Origin of the sequence: Halomonas sp. THAF12 (assembly GCF_009363675.1) — a bacterium.
Taxonomy (GTDB): domain Bacteria; phylum Pseudomonadota; class Gammaproteobacteria; order Pseudomonadales; family Halomonadaceae; genus Halomonas; species Halomonas smyrnensis.
In genome coordinates this window covers 1,531,167-1,547,498 of sequence record NZ_CP045399.1, presented here as the reverse complement: position 1 = coordinate 1,547,498, position 16,332 = coordinate 1,531,167, and the positions used below count along the sequence as shown (strand labels likewise).

Below are 16,332 nucleotides of genomic sequence, written 5' to 3'. Positions count from 1 at the left end.
TTACATCAATCGGCAGCATTGATTACGCGGATTGCATGATATTTCCTACACGCATCATGGCCATGAACGCCACCAGGGGCGCGACAAGAGCGACACCCCGGCCCGGCCGGCGTCGTCGGGCGCCTGGGTGGCACTCCCGGCGTGATGTCCTGCCGCTGTGCCAGAGACACAAAAAAAGCCACCCCTCTCGCGAGGGGTGGCCCGGGGTATGGCATCACCAGGCGAGCAGGCCTGGCCAGCCGCTACCGACTTACTTGCGCATGGAACGCTCGAACATGCGGTTCATCTCTTCACGGTTCTGCTGGGACATCTGCAGAGCCGCTTGAGCGTCGCGCTGAGCCTGGTTGGCGGTGTTCTGCGCCTGGGTCGCGATGCTGCGAGCTTCCGCGGCGTCGGCCTGTGCGGATTCGGCAGTGGTGCGAACTTCTTCCAGGGCGCTGGAAGAGGCGCAACCGGCCAGAACGGCGAGAGAGGCGGCAGCGGCGGACAGCTTGAGAGTAGTCTTCAGAGTCATGGTGTTCTCCTTGAGTCTTCCTTGGTACTGCGTTGGTGATGCCTGACAACCAGGCGTCCTGCTATCGCAGGTTCTAATGCAGCAACAATGCCTGCTGCGAACCGGAGACGTCAAATGCTGGGCGTTTTTCACGACAGCACACGTCCACCGGCTAGAACGTCCTTAGCGCATATAAAGACTAGCGGATGACGACCCGCGTGCCAATGTCGATCATCGACGACAGGGTATCGATCTGCCGATCGGTGACCGCGACACAGCCATCGGTCCAGTGAAAGCGTCGATGAATCTCGGGGTCGGCCACGCCGATGCCGTGGATGCCGATGTAGCCGCCCAGCACCGTATCCTGCGGCGGCGCGCCATGGCGACGATAGTAGCTGAAGTAGTCGTCGTAGTCCTGCTGGCTGTAGACCCCGGCATTCAGCGCCATGCGGGCATGCGTCGGCGTGGGGTAATCCAGCCCGACGAAGGTGCGGTACTTGCTCTGATAATTGAAACGCGTGACGCGAAATTCGCCCAGCGGCGTCGCGCGATCGCCCCGGGTACGCTCCGCTCGGGCCCCACCGCGACCGAGGGAGATCGGCGAGAAGCGCTCCACCATCCGGTCCCCGCGGAAGACGCTCAGGCGAGCCTCATGGTCATCGACCAGCACCCACAGCTCATCGGGGGCGCGCGGCGTGCTGGCCCGCGCCAGCAGGTCGCTCATCAGCGTGGCCGCCGGGGCGGAGGCCGACCAGAATGGCAGACTCAATGCCAGCAGGCCGAAACGCCGCCTGCTCAGACGGAGCCGCTCTTCTCGGTGTTGCGTCATGGGGAAAGCCGGTAGCCGGAAAACGAGGAAGCCGTTATATCGCATCTGGGCACCGATGTCAGGCGACAACCGTCACGCCCGACCTCTTCCTGCCACCGAAGCCGTTCGATGCCAGGATGAGGCGGCCGACGCCTCCCTTCGCCGGCCGACTTGTCACCCCCTGGCGACAACCGAAACCCCTGCACTCGACACGGCCGAAACAGTGGCGGATTCAGTAGGCTTCCAGCCGCTGGATATCCCGCACCAGGCGCCTCACCTCGGCGTCTTCGGCCTGCACCAGTGCCTCGAAGAACTCCCTCTCCGGGTCGCTGCCGGCGCGCTCCACGCGGTGCCGATAGAGATCCTGCAGCGTGCGATGCATCGTCAGCGCCGTCGACAGCACCGTCTCCACACCCTCGCCGTCATCACCTTCGGGCAGGCGCTCGAGCACCGGCGCATGAGGGAACTCCTCGGGATCATCGAACCAGGCATCGAGCACGCGCCGATGCTCGCTGCCTCCGGCGAAGAAGGCCTCGAGCTCGCGCTGCATGCGACGCTCGTGTTCGGCGAGATAGTCCAGCGCCATCCGTCGGCGTTCGCCGACACCCTCCTGCGCGGCCCACCCGGCGTAGGCCTCATCGAGCCGACCGTGATAGTCCGCCGCCCAACGCACCAACTCTCTGACCTGATGAAAACGCATGGCACACCCCCAGAGACACGATGACCGCGGGAATCCCGTTTTCATGCTCCCGCTGCTGATATCCTAGTCGACACGGGCACCATGCCGGCTTGATGCACGTCATTCGGACGCATCGAGCCCGGCCGTCGCGGACAACCGGTCAGCGCGCCACCGGCCATGCATATTCGAGGAGCGGCCATTGATCGAGCTGTTGCTGGACAGGGGTCACCTGCTGGTGGCGGGCACCACCCTGGTGGTGGTGGCGGCCTGCGTGCTGCTGCACTTCGAGGCGTCGAGCGTGCTGAGCCGGATGATGCGGCGCACCTCGCCGTCGCGGCGGCGGCGCTTCCTGGGGCTGATGTACGGCCTGCTGGCCGCCCACGTGCTGGAAATCTGGCTGTTCGGCCTGGCGGCCTGGTGGCTGACGGACGCCACGACGGCCACCGTGGCCGGCACGACGCCAATGGAAAACGGGCTGGACTACATCTATCTCTCGGCGATCACCTTCACCACGCTCGGCTACGGCGACGTCTTCCCCGAGGGCCCGCTGCGCTTCCTGATGGGCACCGAGTCGCTGACCGGCTTCATGCTGATCACCTGGTCGGCGTCGCTGACCTTCCTGGAAATGCAGCGGCACTGGAACGACCGCGGCTAGACGCTGGCAGGATCCCACGCCTCGCCGCGGCAGTCGTTACCACTCTTCGCTGGTCTGACGCAGGTCGCCGATCTCGCGCTTGGCGGCCGCCAGGACGTCGTGCAACTCGTCACCCAGGGCAGCGGCGCTGCCCACGGCGATGATGCCCTGGGCCGCGCCGCTGGCACGACGCGCCACGCCGTCGCTGGCATGCAGCGCCTCGAGGCGGGCGATCAGCCGCGCGAGCCAGCTGTCCGGTCGCCGAGCCAGGCTGCGCAGACGCTCGAGCTCGGCCAGCGGCTCACCGTCCGCCGCCAGCAGCTCGCGCCAGTCGTGACGCGCCAGGCGGGCATGCTCGGTCACCTCGCGCAGCAACGACTCCAGCGCCAGCTCGAGCATCGCCAGCGCCCCCTCTTCCCCGGCCATGCGGCGTGCCTCGGCGTGCTCGTCATCGCCGGCGGACGTCGTCAGCAGCAGCTCGGCCTGATAGAGCAGCTGATTGGTACGGGCTCTCGGGGTCACTTGCGCTTGTCCTCCACCTGCCATTGACCGTCGTCGAAGGTGGCCTTCCAGCCGGTGGCCTTGCCGTTGTCCTCGGTCATCAGGAACTGCGCCTTGGCCTTGCGCGAGAAACGGATCTGGGCCGGACGACCATCGGGATCGGCGTCCGGCGCGTCGAGCAGGTAGCGGTACTTGTCCGGCAGCTCCTCGGCGTGCGCCTTGAGCTCGATCACCAGCGGCGGACGGGTCTCGCGGTTCTTGGGGAACTTGCTGGCCGCCAGGAACAGGCCGCTGGCCCCGTCGCGCAGCACGTAGTGGTCCTCGACCTTCTGGCAGGCCAGCTCCGGCATCGGGATCGGGTCCATCTTGGGCGGCGCGACCTCGCCGTTCTTGAGCAGCTTGCGGGTGTTCTTGCAGCTCTCGCTGGTGCAGCCGAAGTACTTTCCGAAGCGCCCGGACTTGAGCTGCATCTCGCTGCCGCACTTGTCGCACTCGATGGTCGGGCCTTCGTAGCCCTTGATGCGGAACTTGCCCTGCTCGACCTCGTAGCCGTCGCAGTCCGGGCTGTTGCCGCAGACGTGCAGCTTGCGATCCTCGTCGATCAGGTAGCTGTCCATCGCCGTGCCGCACTTGGGGCAGCGGTGCTTGGCGCGCAGCGCATCGGTCTCGGCGTCCTCGTCGGCATCGGCGGCCACCGCCTCGTCGCCGGGCAGCAGATCGATGGTGGTCTTGCAGCGCTCCTTGGGCGGCAGGTTGTAGCCGGAGCAGCCCAGGAACACGCCCGTCGAGGCGGTGCGGATCTGCATCTTGCGCCCGCAGCTCGGGCAGTCGATGTCGGTGGGCACCGGCTGATTGGGGCGCATGCCCTCCTCGCTCTGGGCCTCGTCGAGCTCCTCGCGGAACTCGGCGTAGAAGGCGTCGAGCAGCTCGCGCCAGCGGCGCTCGCCCTCGGCCACCTCGTCGAGGCTGTCCTCCATCCGCGCGGTGAAGGAGTAGTCCATCAGGTCCGGGAACGACTCCTTGAGCCGCTCGGTGACGATGTCGCCGAGCTTCTCGGCATAGAAGCGCCGGTTCTCCAGCGTCACGTAGCCGCGATCCTGGATGGTCGAGATGATCGCCGCGTAGGTCGACGGCCGGCCGATGCCCTTCTTCTCCAGCTCCTTGACCAGGCTGGCCTCGGTGTAGCGGGCCGGCGGCTTGGTGAAGTGCTGCTGCGGGTCCAGCGACTCGAGGGTCAGCGCCGCGCCCTCGGCCAGATCGGGCAGCGACTGGTCCTCGTCCTTGCGGCCCATGGGCTTCATCACGCGGGTGTAGCCATCGAACTTGAGCACCCGGCCCTTGGCCTTGAGCTCGTAGCCGTCGGCGGCCACGGTCAGGGTGGTCGAGAGGTACTCGGCCGGGGTCATCTGGCAGGCCACGAACTGGCGCCAGATCAGCTCGTAGAGACGCTCGGCGTCGCGCTCCATGCCGGCCAGATCGGTGGCCCGGCGGGTGACCTCGGAGGGACGGATCGCCTCGTGGGCCTCCTGGGCGCCCTCCTTGCTGGAGTAGCGGTTGGGCGCCTCGGGCAGGTAGCGCTCGCCGTATTCCTCGCCAATAAAGTCGCGTACGCCGTCCACCGCCTCGCGGGAGAGGTTGGTGGAGTCGGTCCGCATGTAGGTGATATAGCCCGCCTCGTAGAGGCGCTGGGCCAGCGTCATGGTCTTCTTCACCGAGAAGCCCAGGCGGCCGCTGGCGGCCTGCTGCAGGGTCGAGGTGATGAAGGGCGCGTTGGGCTTGGAGCGGGTCGGCTTGTCCTCGCGGGAGGTGATCGCCAGATCGGCCTGGCGCAGCGCCGCGATGCGCTCCAGGGTCTCGGCCTCGGAGGTCGGGCGGAAGGCCTTGCCGTCCTGGCGCGCCAGCTCGAAGCGCACCGGCTCGGCCGAGGGATCGTCGGCCGGCTTGAGGTCGGCGTGGACGTCCCAGAACTCCTCGGGCACGAAGGCGCGGATCTCGCGCTCGCGCTCGACGATCAGACGCATGGCCACCGACTGCACGCGGCCGGCGGACAGCCCGCGGGCGATCTTGGCCCACAGCAGCGGCGAGAGCATGAAGCCCACCACGCGGTCCAGGAAGCGCCGCGCCTGCTGGGCCTCGACCCGCGGCATGTTCAGCTGGCCCGGATCCTCGAAGGCCTCGTGGATGGCGTTCTTGGTGATCTCGTTGAACACCACGCGCCGATAGCGCGACTCGTCGCCGCCGATGGTCTCGCGAAGGTGCCAGGCGATGGCTTCCCCCTCGCGGTCCAGGTCGGTGGCGAGATAGACGGTATCGGCCTTCTCGGCGAGCTTCTTGAGCTCGGCGACCACCTTCTCCTTGCCGGGCAGGATCTCGTAGTTGGCTTCCCAGTCATGCTCGGGGTCGATGCCCATGCGCCGGATCAGCTGCTCGTGGGACTTGCGCTGGCGATACTCGGCCTTCTCCTCGGCGGACATCTTGCGGGTCGCCGCGGCCTGCCGGGCACGCTCCTTGGGATCCGAGGCCGCCTTGCCCGAGCCGCTGGTCGGGAGGTCACGAATGTGCCCCACGCTCGACTTCACGATGAACTCGTTGCCGAGATACTTGTTGATCGTCTTCGCCTTGGCCGGCGACTCGACGATGACCAGAGACTTGCCCATAGTGCTCCAAACGTCTGTAGGCGCGGGAAAACCCGCGTCGAACGGAATCGGCCACCCGCTGGCGGGTGAAAAATGCGCTTACCCTACCCCAGCGCCAGCCAACACGCCAGTCGCGGGATTGCCGGGCCTTTGACCCTAGACCGCCGCCCCCGGCTCGGCAAGCACCGCCCCCAACGCAGGCGCCCCCGCCGGGAAATCGGCGGGGGCGCCTGCGTTGGGGCGACTCGAAAACCTCAGCTCTCGGACTCGGGCGGCTTGCGGCGCCGTGCGCTGGTCTGACGCGGACCGCTGCGGCGCGCCCCGCTCTTCGCCGGCGATTCTGCCGCCTTCCCGGACGCCTCCGACGAAGCGGTCTCGGGCGCCGAAGATGCCTTGGACGCCGTCGCGGCCTTGCTCGGAGTGCTCTTGGCCGTGACATTCTTGGCCGGAGCGGCCTTGGCAGGGGCCGTCTTCCTGGCGGCCGGACGCGTTTTGGGCGTCTCAGCGGCCTGATCCGCCTTGGATGACGCGGGTGTCTCGGCGGCCGGCGACGTGCCGGACGCCTCTGACGATCCCGCCACGCCGGGCGTTCCCTCCGGCGTCTCGTCGGGCGTGGTCGATGGCGCCGGCTCGGGGCGGGCGCTCTCGAACAGCTCGCGAATGCGCGCGAAGCGCTTGGCGGCGCGATCGCTGAGCTCGCCGCTGGCCGCCAGCACGTGGTCGATGTGTTCCAGATGGGCGTCGATCTCGTCGGCCGCGAGCCCTTCCAGCAGCGTCGGGATCGCCTCCAGCGCCAGCTCGCGGTCCTGCTCGAGGATGAAGAACTGCTCGCGCACCAGGTGCTTGAAGTCGGCCAGCCGGGCATCCGGCTCCAGCTCGGCCCGCGAGGCCCGCAGGCGCTGGAAGTTGCGCCCGTCGGTGGCCGGCGCGCCTCCCAGCACGTAGATCACCGAGCGCATCACCGCCTCGTGGCTGCCGCCCTCGGCGACCCGGGTGCGGATCGCCGCGTGACGCTGCTGCACGAAACGACGCTGCTCGGGCTCGGCGCCCGGCTGGCGGCGCACCGGGGCGTCGCCGCCGAGGCCGACCAGCAGCTGCAGCAGCGGCTGGCCATAGACGTCCTGAAACCAGCGCTCGAGGCTGCGGTCGCGCAGCTCGCGCCAGGCCTCCAGGGCATGAGTGATCTGGCTCGACACCACGCCCTCCAGGGCGCGGAAGACGTTGTCCTCGCCGACCTCGTGACGATCGCGGCGAACCCGATCCGCCAGCACCGGGACCGGCACCATCAGCGGATTGCGATCGGAGAGCAGCCGATAGCCCAGGCGATTGGGGTGCATCCGACGCATCCAGTGAGCCGACTCGGGCGTGGCCAGCGCCTGCACCCAGGGCTGCAGGAAGGCGCGATAGAGGCCCTGATTGATCTCGGAGACCCGGGCCACGGTGGCGAAGCGACGCTCGTCGTCGGCGCGGTGCTGGATCTCGTGATCCAGCTCCTCGACGCTGCGCGGCTGGAACTCGAGCAGGTAGTCGCGCTCGATCAGCTCGGCGTCGGGGCGATCCTCGGCCCGCGAGATCGCGGTCTCGTAGAGCCCCGGCGGCAGCACGTCGATGTAGTCCATGTTGGCGGTGAACTCGGCGTGCTCCTTGCGCGACACGCTGCCCGACACGAAGATGCCCAGGTGCCCGGTGGTGTCGTGCACGCAGTAGACGATGGTCTGCTCGTTGGCGATCAGGTCATCGGTGTCCTGGTAGAGATCCTGCACCCAGCCCAGGGCCTGGGGCGGCGGCGTGATGTCGTCGCCCCGCGAGCAGAACACCACCACCGGCGAGCGCAGGTTGCGCAGGTCGATGCGCCGGCCGTCGGCGGTCACCATCTGGGCGGTGGAGAGGCGGTTGCCGACGAACAGGTTGTCGACGATGTACTGGATCTCCTGGCCGCCCAGCACCACGTGACCGCCCCACCAGCGCTCGAAGTCCAGATAGCGCTCGGCCTCGGTATCGACGCGGGAATAAAGGTGGTACTGCTTGCTCCACCAGGTGTTGGCCGGGTTCAGGCGTTCGAAGTTCTGCACCAGCCAGGCGCCGTCGAACAGGCCGTCGCCCAGGTCGCTGAGCAGCGTGGTGACCCAGCTGCCGCCGGTCATCCCGCCGGTATAGCGCATCGGCGCCTGACCGCGGTGGCCGGCCCAGTAGGACAGCGGCGCGCCGGCGATCAGGATCGGCCCGAACACCTCGGGTTCCAGCGCCGCGGCCATCATGATCTGCCAGCCGGCCTGGCAGTTGCCCACCACCATCGGCTTCTCGGCGGTGTCCGGGTGCAGCGAGATCACGTGGCGCAGGAAGGCCACCTCGGCCTCGACCACGTCCTCGACCGTCTGGCCGTGTTCGGGGTAAGGCAGAAAGCCGATGAAATAGCACGGATGGCCGGCGCGCAGCGCCACTCCGAGCTCGCTGTCGGGCTTGAAGCCGCCGATGCCCGGCCCGTGGCCGGCCCGCGGGTCGACGACCACGAAGGGTCGCATCAGCGGATCGGTCTCGACGCCCTCGGGAGGCAGGATACGCATCAGCTCGTAGTTGACGGGACACGGCAGGTCACGGCCGTCGAGCAAGACCTCGGACTCGAAGCCGAGCACGTTGGGCTTGGTCTGCTCGATGTGTTCCAGATACTGGTTGCCACGCTGGCGCATGACATCCAGGTAAAGCGTGCTGCGCTCCAGGCCGTCGCGCCAGTAATCGACGGCGGCGCGGCCGAAGCCGAAGGGGTCCATCCAGGACGCCAGGGCGGGAGGCAGAGTCGGCATGAGGGGAATCATATTATCGACGCTCCATGGGTCGCCATGGGGATAAAGGCGGTCACGCCTCCAGCGCCGAACCGCCTTTGCTGCATCGCAATATAACCCACACGCCGCCGCGTGGCGAGAGCCACCTTACTCGAGGGGCCAGTGCGCTCGCGCGCCCTCCTCACCCAGCAGCGCGGTCAGCACCCGACGGGCGCGCCCCTGCAGGTCCTCGGGGCGCCGCCCCCACACCACCAGCCGCGCTTCCTCCCCGGAGCCGGCGGCGTCCAGTCGCACGCCGGGACCGCCATCGAGCCGCGCCTCCTCGGGCAGGATCAGTCGCCACAGCCGGGCATGGCCGCGGGCGGTCAGCCTGCTCTGGCGCTCACCCAGGCGCTCGCCGCCCCACAGGCGCCACTGGGCCACCAGCGGATCGAGGCCGAACAGCGACTCGTCGAGGGCCTCCTCGCCGTTCGGCCCGGGCACCAGGGAATCGAAGCCCACCGCATTGTCGAATACGCGAAACCTCGCCTCGACCAGCCCCGTCGCCCCGAGCGCGGCCACGGCCTGGCCGGCCAACCGCCCCAGATAAGCGCTGCGCTCCGGCGTCAGCCACGGCAGTGGCGCCAGCGATGCGCCATCCGGCAGCGTCTGGCGCGGTGCCAGATGCACCATTCGCCCGGCGCCGTCGGCCAGCAGCGCGACGCTCACCAGGGGGCCGGACGCTTCGGCCGCCAGCGGCAGTCCGGCCTCCTGCACCAGCCGGCGCATGGACGCCTCGTCGGCCATGGCGGCGAGCAGCGTCGTGCCCTGACCCAGAAAGCGCAGCCCGGCCTCGCGACAGGCCCGGGCCAGGGCGAGCTGACGAGACGGCGCCGCCTCGCCGGGATGCAGGGCATCGCAGCCCAACGCGCGCGCCCTGGCCACCAGCGCGGCGGGCTCGCCCTCGGCGCTGTGCGCCAGGATGCCGAGTTCCCGGGCGGCCTGACGCAGCCGCAGGGCCGCCACGCCATGGCCCACCACCAGCGGCCGACGAGGAAGAGAGAGCGAAGAGGACATGGGCGGATTCCACAGGCTGATGATGACGGCGCCGGACACGGCCGTGGGCAGGCGCCCGCCCGCGGCGCCGAATGTCGGACATTACCGGCGGGCACCGCCGAGATGCTAGCATGAAGAGGCCCTGCCGGACGCTTCCGCGCCGCCGCTACGGATGATCCATGACCACGCCCAAGCTGCTCAATCGCCTGACCTTTCGCCAGCTCCAGGTATTCCGCGCCGTCCACGAGCGCCAGTCCTATTCCCGGGCGGCGGAGGCGCTGGGCCTGACCCAGCCGGCGGTCAGCGCCCAGATCCGCCAGCTCGAGCAGGCCCTCGGCCATCCGCTGTTCAAGTATGCCGGGCGCACCCTGCACGCCCTGCCCGCCGCCGACGCCCTGGCCGCCTCGACCCAGGCGATCTTCGGCCAGGTGTCGCGGCTGCAGATGAGCCTGTCCGACCTCGAGGGCACCATCACCGGCGAGCTCAACCTGGCCGCGGTGTCGACCGCCCAGTACGTGGTGCCGCACCTGCTGGCCCGCTTTCGCGCCCACTATCCCAACGTCCAGATCCGGTTGCGGGTGTGCAACCGCAGCCAGGCCCTGGAGCGTCTGGCCGAGCGCCGCGACGATCTGGTGATCATGGCCCGGGTGCCGGACGACGACGCCCTGGAGTTCATGCCGATCCTCGACAACGAGATGATCCCGGTGGTGTGGCCGGGCCATCCGCTGCTCGAGGCACAGCGCCCGACGCTCGAGGATCTCGCGCGCCACTATCTGCTGATGCGCGAGCCCGGCTCCGGGGTGCGCGGCGCGCTGGAGGAGCTGGCCGCCGACCAGGACGTGCGCCTCGATCACGCCATCGAGATGGGCACCAACGAGGCGGTCAAGCAGGGCGTGATGGCCCAGCTCGGCGTGGCTGTGCTGCCACGCCTGGCGGTGCGCCTGGAGCTCGAGGCCGGGCTGCTGGCGACCCTCGACCTGCCCGGCTTCCCGCTGCGCCATTCCTGGTGCACCGTCTATCATCGCGAGCGCTTTCCCACCCCGGTCACCGAGCTGTTCCTGCGCTTCGTGCGCCGTCATCTGGACGAGTGGCAGCATCATTTCGCCGCCGGCCCCGCGCCCCTGCCCAGCCACGGCGTGGCCTGCCTGCCCAGCGCCCTCCCCTGAGGCGCCTGTCCAGCCGGACAGCAAATATGGTAATTTAAGCGCCCGAGATTCTGGATAGACAGATCCTAGACAGCACCACCGGCCGCCCGAGGGCGAGACGCGCGGCGACCGGCCGCCGAGTGGAGAAACGCCAGCTCATGAGCGACAACACCAGCAAGTCAGTGTCCAGCGGCGAGAAATACCGCAACGAACACGGCGCCACGGCCATCAAGGATGGCATGAAGGCGCGCCAGCAGGCCGAGGACAGCCCGGAACTGGGCCGCAAGCCCAAGTGGCTGCGGGCCCAGATCCCCGGCGGCGAGCGCTTCGACGCCGTGAAGAAGAACGTGGCCGAGCATCGGCTGAGCACCGTGTGCGCCGAGTCCCACTGCCCCAACATGGGCGAGTGCTGGAGCAACGGCACCGCCACCATCATGCTGATGGGCTCGGTGTGCACCCGCGCCTGCCGCTTCTGCGCCGTCGACACCGGCAACCCCAAGGGCTGGCTGGACCCCGAGGAGCCCGAGAACACCGCCAAGTCGGTGGAGCTGATGGCCCTGCGCTACATCGTGCTCACCTCGGTGGACCGCGACGACCTGCCCGACGGCGGTGCCGGCCACTATGCCGACTGCATCCGCGCCATCAAGGCCCGCACGCCCGAGGTCGCGGTGGAGGCCCTGACGCCGGACTTCGACGGCGCGCCCAGCGCCATCGAGAAGGTGGTGGACTCCGGCCTCGAGGTGTTCGCCCAGAACGTCGAGACCGTGGAGCGCCTGACCCGCCGCGTGCGCGACCCCCGCGCCGGCTACCGCAAGACCCTGGACGTGCTGGCCCACGCCAAGCGCCACCGCCCGGACGTGATCACCAAGACCAGCCTGATGGTCGGCCTCGGCGAGACCGAGGAAGAGATCATGCAGACCTTCGACGACCTGCGCGAGATCGGCGTCGACATCGTCACCCTCGGCCAGTACCTGCGCCCGACCCGCAACCATCTGCCGGTGGAGCGCTGGGTCACCCCCGAGGAGTTCGAGCGCTATCGCCAGAAGGGCCTCGAGAAGGGCTTCATGGAGGTGCCGTCCGGCCCGCTGGTGCGCTCCAGCTATCGCGCCGACCGGGTGTTCGAGAACAACAACCTGGGCCTGGAGCTCGCCTCCCCCGTCGAGGTGCCCGGCCAGGAAGCCGACCCGAACATCATCCCCGCCCGCAACGTCAGCTGAGGCCGCCGCGGGGCAACAGCCTGAAATCGCCGACAGCAAAAGAAACCCCCGAAGGCTCCACCTTCGGGGGTTTCTTGTCGCTCGGCGCTTGTCGCTTATCGCTATCCCGCGGCGTCGACCAGTTCGCGACCCAGCTCGCGGGCCAGACAGGCGGCGAGCGCCTCGCCGACGTCAGACACCGACGGCGCATCATCCATCAGGTCGGCCAACCGGGTCATCGCCAGGCCGGCGTAGCCGCAGGGGTTGATGCGCCCGAAGGGCGAGAGATCGCCATCGACGTTCAGGGCGATGCCGTGGAAGCTCGCCCCGCGCCGGATACGCAGCCCCAGCGAGGCGATCTTGGCCTCGCCGACGTAGACGCCGGGTGCGTCGGGGCGGGCACGGGCCTCGATGCCGTACCCGGCCAGCAGCGCGATGGCGGCGTTCTCCAGTGCACTGACCAGCTCGCGCACGCCGATGCCGGCGCGCCGCACGTCCAGCAGCGGATAGAGCACCACCTGCCCCGGGCCATGATAGGTGACCTGGCCGCCGCGGTCGGTCTGCACCACCGGGATGTCGCCGGGCATCAGCAGATGCTCGGGCTTGCCGGCACGCCCCTGGGTGAACACCGGGTCGTGCTCGACCAGCCACATCTGGTCCGGGGTGTCGGCGTCGCGGGTATCGGTCAGCTCGCTCATCGCTCGCCAGATCGGCTCGTAGGGGCGCCGTCCGAGGCGATGCAGCGTCAGCGGCGCCATCTCAGAGCACCATGTGCACGTGCTCGCAGGCCTTGAGCTCGGCGAACAGCGCCTGGAGCTGGGCCTCGCCGGTGGCGCGCAGGGTGATGCGCACCGAGACGAAACGCCCGTTGCGGCTAGGCACGACCTGGATGGCGCTGGCATCGAATTCGGGATCGTGGCGGGTCACCACCTGGCACACCACGGCGGTGAAGTCCTCGGCGGCATCGCCCACGACCTTGACCGGATAGTCGCAGGGGAATTCGATCTTGGGGGGCTCACCGCCGGAGGCGGTGCTGGGCTGGCGCAGGTCGCGCAGGGTCTTGTTGCTCATCCGTCAACCGTCTGAAAGCATGTCGACCCATTATTCTACGCGACCCGCGCCCGCCCACCAAGGCGACCGGCTCAGTCGAAGAAGCCGCCCACCAGATTGATGAAGAAACGTTGCACCTTGTCGAAGATGCGCTTGAAGAAGCCGCCCTCCTCGACCGGCTCCAGCGCCAGCAGCGGGCGTTGGCCCACCACCTCGTCGCCGAGGCGCACTTCCATGGTGCCCACCTGCTCGCCGGCGGCGATCGGGGCGGTGATATCGGAGCGGATATCCAGCTTGGCAGTCAGCTCCTGGTCGCGGTTGCGCGGCACGGTCATGAAGACGTCCTCGTCCACGCCGACCTTGAGCGCGTTGCGATCGCCGCCCCACACCCGCGGGGTATTGAGCACGGCGCCCTGGTCATAGAGCTTGAGGGTCTCGAAGTAGCGGAAGCCGTAGCTGAGCAGCTTCTGGGACTCCTGGGCCCGAGCCTCCTTGGAGTCGGTGCCCATCACCACCGAGATCAGGCGCATGTCGTCGCGCTCGGCGGACGCCACCAGGCAGTAGCCGGCGGCTTCGGTCCAGCCAGTCTTGAGGCCGTCGACGCTGGCATCCCGCCACAGCAGCAGGTTGCGGTTCGGCTGCTCGATCCCGCCGTAGGTGAAGTGCTTCTGCTCGTACATCCGGTAGTGATCCGGATAGTCGTTGATGATGTGCTGGGCCAGGATCGACAGATCGCGCGCCGAGGAATAGTGGTTGTCGTGCGGCAGGCCGGTCGGATTCTCGTAGTGGGTGTTGGTCATGCCCAGCTGCGCGGCGTGCTGGTTCATGAGATCGGCGAAGGGCTCGGTGCCCCCGGCCAGATACTCGGCCATGGCCACGCTGGCATCGTTGCCGGAGACGATGACGATGCCGTGCAGCAGCTCGCTGACCGGCACCTGGTCGCCGACCTCGACGAACATCTTGGAGCCACCGGTACGCCAGGCCTTCTCGCTGATCGGCACCATGTCGTTCGGCGAGATGTTGCCGGTCTCCAGCTCACGCTCGACCAGGTAGGCGGTCATCAGCTTGGTCAGGCTGGCCGGCGGCAGCCGCTGGTCGGGGTTGTGCTGGGCCAGCACCCGGCCGCTGTCGGCATCCATCAGAATCCAGGAGCTGGCCGCCAGCCGCGGCGGCGACGGAATCACCGTGCGCGGAATCGCGGCGGTGGTATCGGGCTGGGGCACCTGCGCCAGCAGCGGCGAGGATACCAGCGACAGACAGATCAACAGTAACGGCAGCAGCCGGCGTAGCGTGATGGTGCTCAGGGGTTTCATGAAGGACAGTCTCTTCGGGAACATCGGGAAGATTCGGGGCCGACTCAGTCGGCCCTGGTATCGACGACAAAGGCTTCGTCGAAACCGGCCCGGCGCAACTCGCCGCGCACCGGGTCGATCTGGGCTCGGCCGGCCAGCGGGCCGACCTGAACGCGATGCAGGCCGGCGTCGGACGCCACCCGCACCGGGCGTGAGAGCGCGTCCTGCAGCCTCGCCTTGAGCGCATCGGCCCCTGCGACAGAACCCAGCGCCGCCACCTGCAGGTAGACGGCGCCCTCCGGCGCCGCCTCCGCGCCGTCGCCAGCGTCACCCTCGACGGGTGCCGGCGCGGCCTCGGCGGCCGGCTCGCTGGCGGCCACGGGTTGGGCGCGGGCATCATCGTCGGCGCCGCCATGCTGCGCCTGCCAGTCGGCGGGATCGATCGCCTCGACCTTCACCCGGCCGGTGCCGTGATCGAGGATGTCGAGGCGCGCCGCCGCGGCGTAGGAGAGATCGATCTCGCGCTCGCTGTGGAAGGGCCCGCGGTCGTTGACGCGCACGATCACCGAGCGGCCGTTGTCGAGATTGGTGACCCGGGCGAAGCTCGGCAGCGGCAGCGAGCGATGAGCGGCGCTCATCTTGTACATGTCGTAGATCTCGCCGTTGGACGTGGCATAGCCCTGGAACTTCTCGCCGTACCAGGACGCGGTGCCGCGGCGCTCGTAGCCGGTGGCGTCGTCCAGCACGTGATAGGTCTTGCCCCACACCTCGTAGGTCGAGCGGTTGCCGGCGCGCGAGCGCGGCTCGACGCGCGGCACCGCATCCGGCACCTGGCTGACGTCGGGCGGCTCCTCGGGATAGGCGTCGCTGCTCATGGCGTAGCGCCCGCCGCCGCTCGCCTCATCGTCGTCGACGCCGGCGGACGACACGGGGGCCGTGCCACCGCCGCCGGCACAGCCGGCCAGGACGAGCGTGGCCAGCAGCGGGATCCACCAGGCTCTCATGGGCGTTCCTCCGGGTCGGCGGCGGTCGCGGTGAACCAGTCGGCCTGGCGACCCTCGGCCTCGGCGATGGCCTCGGCCAGCTCGGTCACGGCCATGGCGTAGAGATAGCTGTGGTTGTAGCGGGTGATGACATAGAAGTTGTCGCGCCCGAAGCGATAGCGCAGGCTGCCGTCTTCCAGCTCCAGCCCCAGCGGCACCACCTCGGTGTCGGCGGCAAGCCCGGCCTCGCTGTCGATGCCCGCCGCGGCCAGCTCGCCCACGGTCGTGCTCGGCGGCCGCGCGGCATTGAAGGTGATGCCGTCGGGCAGCGCGCTCGGCCCCTCGGCCTCGTGATAGATCGGCGCCCCCGGCTGCCAGCGGTGCTCGGCGAAGTAGTTGGCGATGCTGCCGATGGCATCCACGGGATCGGTCCAGAGGTTGCGATGGCCGTCGTCGTCGAAGTCCACCGCATAGGCGCGATAGCTGGTCGGGATGAACTGCGGATAGCCCATGGCGCCGGCGTAGGAGCCCTCGATGCTCTCCGGCGCCACCTCCTGGCGGTAGGCGATCTCGAGGAAGGCGGCAAGCTCGCCGCGGAAGAAGTCACCGCGCCGAGGATGATGGAAGGCCAGGGTCGACAGCGAATCGAGCACCCGATGATCGCCGGTGATCCGGCCGTAGCGGGTCTCGACGCCGAGGATGGCGGCGACGATCTCCGGCGGCACGCCGTACTCGGCCTCGGCGCGCTCGAAGGCCTCGCGGTGGGCGTCGATGAAGTCGACGCCCTGCTGGATGCGCTCCTCGCCGAGGAAGATATCGCGGTAGTCGTGCCACACCAGGCGGTGCTCGGCGGCACCGGACATGGCGTCGAGCACCTCCTGGCGGAACTCGGCGCGGCCCATGGCCTGCTCGAGCCAGCCGCGGTCGACGCCGCGCTCGGCGACCTCGTCTACCAGCGCCCGGACCTTGCCCTGCCCGGAGTCGAAATCCGCCGCCGAAACGCCGGCGGACAGCCCCGCCAGCAGGCCGCCGAGGGCCAGGCCCAACCAGCGGCGTCCGTGTCGCGACATCGTCACCGTCATGCTGCTCTCCCTGAGTCG

15 protein-coding genes are annotated in these 16,332 nt (G+C 68.9%); 3 read left to right on the top strand and 12 right to left on the bottom strand.

Annotation, left to right across the window (positions count from 1 at the left end):
* Positions 1 to 250: 250 nt before the first annotated feature.
* The 3 genes from FIU88_RS07075 to FIU88_RS07065 form a co-directional block, all read right to left on the bottom strand.
* On the bottom strand, positions 251 to 514 hold the full coding sequence (locus FIU88_RS07075; RefSeq protein ID WP_016854575.1) for an Lpp/OprI family alanine-zipper lipoprotein: 264 nt from the start codon (positions 512 to 514) through the stop codon (positions 251 to 253).
* Positions 515 to 692: 178 nt separating this feature from the next.
* On the bottom strand, positions 693 to 1,322 hold the full coding sequence (locus FIU88_RS07070; protein ID WP_152478688.1) for a murein L,D-transpeptidase family protein: 630 nt from the start codon (positions 1,320 to 1,322) through the stop codon (positions 693 to 695).
* 211 nt (positions 1,323 to 1,533) lie between these two features.
* The gene (locus FIU88_RS07065; protein ID WP_253742784.1) at positions 1,534 to 2,001 is read right to left on the bottom strand and encodes a 2-hydroxyacyl-CoA dehydratase; all 468 of its coding nucleotides are present in this window, start codon (positions 1,999 to 2,001) and stop codon (positions 1,534 to 1,536) included.
* Positions 2,002 to 2,179: 178 nt separating this feature from the next.
* Between FIU88_RS07065 and FIU88_RS07060 the strand changes: the two genes are divergently transcribed.
* On the top strand, positions 2,180 to 2,635 hold the full coding sequence (locus FIU88_RS07060; RefSeq protein ID WP_016854572.1) for an ion channel: 456 nt from the start codon (positions 2,180 to 2,182) through the stop codon (positions 2,633 to 2,635).
* A gap of 36 nt (positions 2,636 to 2,671) precedes the next feature.
* Here FIU88_RS07060 and FIU88_RS07055 read toward each other — a convergent pair whose 3' ends face one another.
* The 4 genes from FIU88_RS07055 to FIU88_RS07040 form a co-directional block, all read right to left on the bottom strand.
* The gene (locus tag FIU88_RS07055; RefSeq protein WP_152478687.1) at positions 2,672 to 3,136 is read right to left on the bottom strand and encodes a DUF6586 family protein; all 465 of its coding nucleotides are present in this window, start codon (positions 3,134 to 3,136) and stop codon (positions 2,672 to 2,674) included.
* The gene (topA, locus tag FIU88_RS07050) at positions 3,133 to 5,772 is read right to left on the bottom strand and encodes a type I DNA topoisomerase (RefSeq protein WP_152478686.1); all 2,640 of its coding nucleotides are present in this window, start codon (positions 5,770 to 5,772) and stop codon (positions 3,133 to 3,135) included. Before topA ends, FIU88_RS07055 begins: the two co-directional genes overlap by 4 nt.
* Positions 5,773 to 6,005: 233 nt before the next feature.
* Entirely contained in the window at positions 6,006 to 8,564 is a 2,559-nt protein-coding gene (locus FIU88_RS07045; RefSeq protein WP_152478685.1) for a DUF3141 domain-containing protein, read from the bottom strand.
* Between the two features lie 114 nt (positions 8,565 to 8,678).
* Entirely contained in the window at positions 8,679 to 9,587 is a 909-nt protein-coding gene (locus tag FIU88_RS07040; RefSeq protein WP_152478684.1) for a hypothetical protein, read from the bottom strand.
* 158 nt (positions 9,588 to 9,745) lie between these two features.
* On the opposite strand from FIU88_RS07040, the gene FIU88_RS07035 reads away from it, so the two are divergent.
* Both FIU88_RS07035 and lipA read left to right on the top strand, forming a co-directional pair.
* On the top strand, positions 9,746 to 10,732 hold the full coding sequence (locus tag FIU88_RS07035; protein ID WP_152478683.1) for a LysR family transcriptional regulator: 987 nt from the start codon (positions 9,746 to 9,748) through the stop codon (positions 10,730 to 10,732).
* A 137-nt stretch (positions 10,733 to 10,869) separates the two neighbouring features.
* The gene (lipA, locus tag FIU88_RS07030) at positions 10,870 to 11,928 is read left to right on the top strand and encodes a lipoyl synthase (protein WP_016854566.1); all 1,059 of its coding nucleotides are present in this window, start codon (positions 10,870 to 10,872) and stop codon (positions 11,926 to 11,928) included.
* 101 nt (positions 11,929 to 12,029) lie between these two features.
* Here lipA and lipB read toward each other — a convergent pair whose 3' ends face one another.
* From lipB to mltB, 5 genes are all read right to left on the bottom strand, one after another.
* Positions 12,030 to 12,665, bottom strand: coding sequence for a lipoyl(octanoyl) transferase LipB (gene lipB / locus FIU88_RS07025; RefSeq protein ID WP_152478682.1), 636 nt, complete (start codon positions 12,663 to 12,665; stop codon positions 12,030 to 12,032).
* Between the two features lies 1 nt (position 12,666).
* Entirely contained in the window at positions 12,667 to 12,978 is a 312-nt protein-coding gene (locus FIU88_RS07020; RefSeq protein ID WP_152478681.1) for a YbeD family protein, read from the bottom strand.
* A 71-nt stretch (positions 12,979 to 13,049) separates the two neighbouring features.
* The gene (locus FIU88_RS07015) at positions 13,050 to 14,270 is read right to left on the bottom strand and encodes a D-alanyl-D-alanine carboxypeptidase family protein (RefSeq protein WP_152478680.1); all 1,221 of its coding nucleotides are present in this window, start codon (positions 14,268 to 14,270) and stop codon (positions 13,050 to 13,052) included.
* A 44-nt stretch (positions 14,271 to 14,314) separates the two neighbouring features.
* The gene (locus FIU88_RS07010; protein ID WP_152478679.1) at positions 14,315 to 15,253 is read right to left on the bottom strand and encodes a septal ring lytic transglycosylase RlpA family protein; all 939 of its coding nucleotides are present in this window, start codon (positions 15,251 to 15,253) and stop codon (positions 14,315 to 14,317) included.
* On the bottom strand, positions 15,250 to 16,314 hold the full coding sequence (mltB, locus tag FIU88_RS07005) for a lytic murein transglycosylase B (protein WP_152478678.1): 1,065 nt from the start codon (positions 16,312 to 16,314) through the stop codon (positions 15,250 to 15,252). Before mltB ends, FIU88_RS07010 begins: the two co-directional genes overlap by 4 nt.
* Between the last annotated feature and the right edge of the window lie 18 nt (positions 16,315 to 16,332).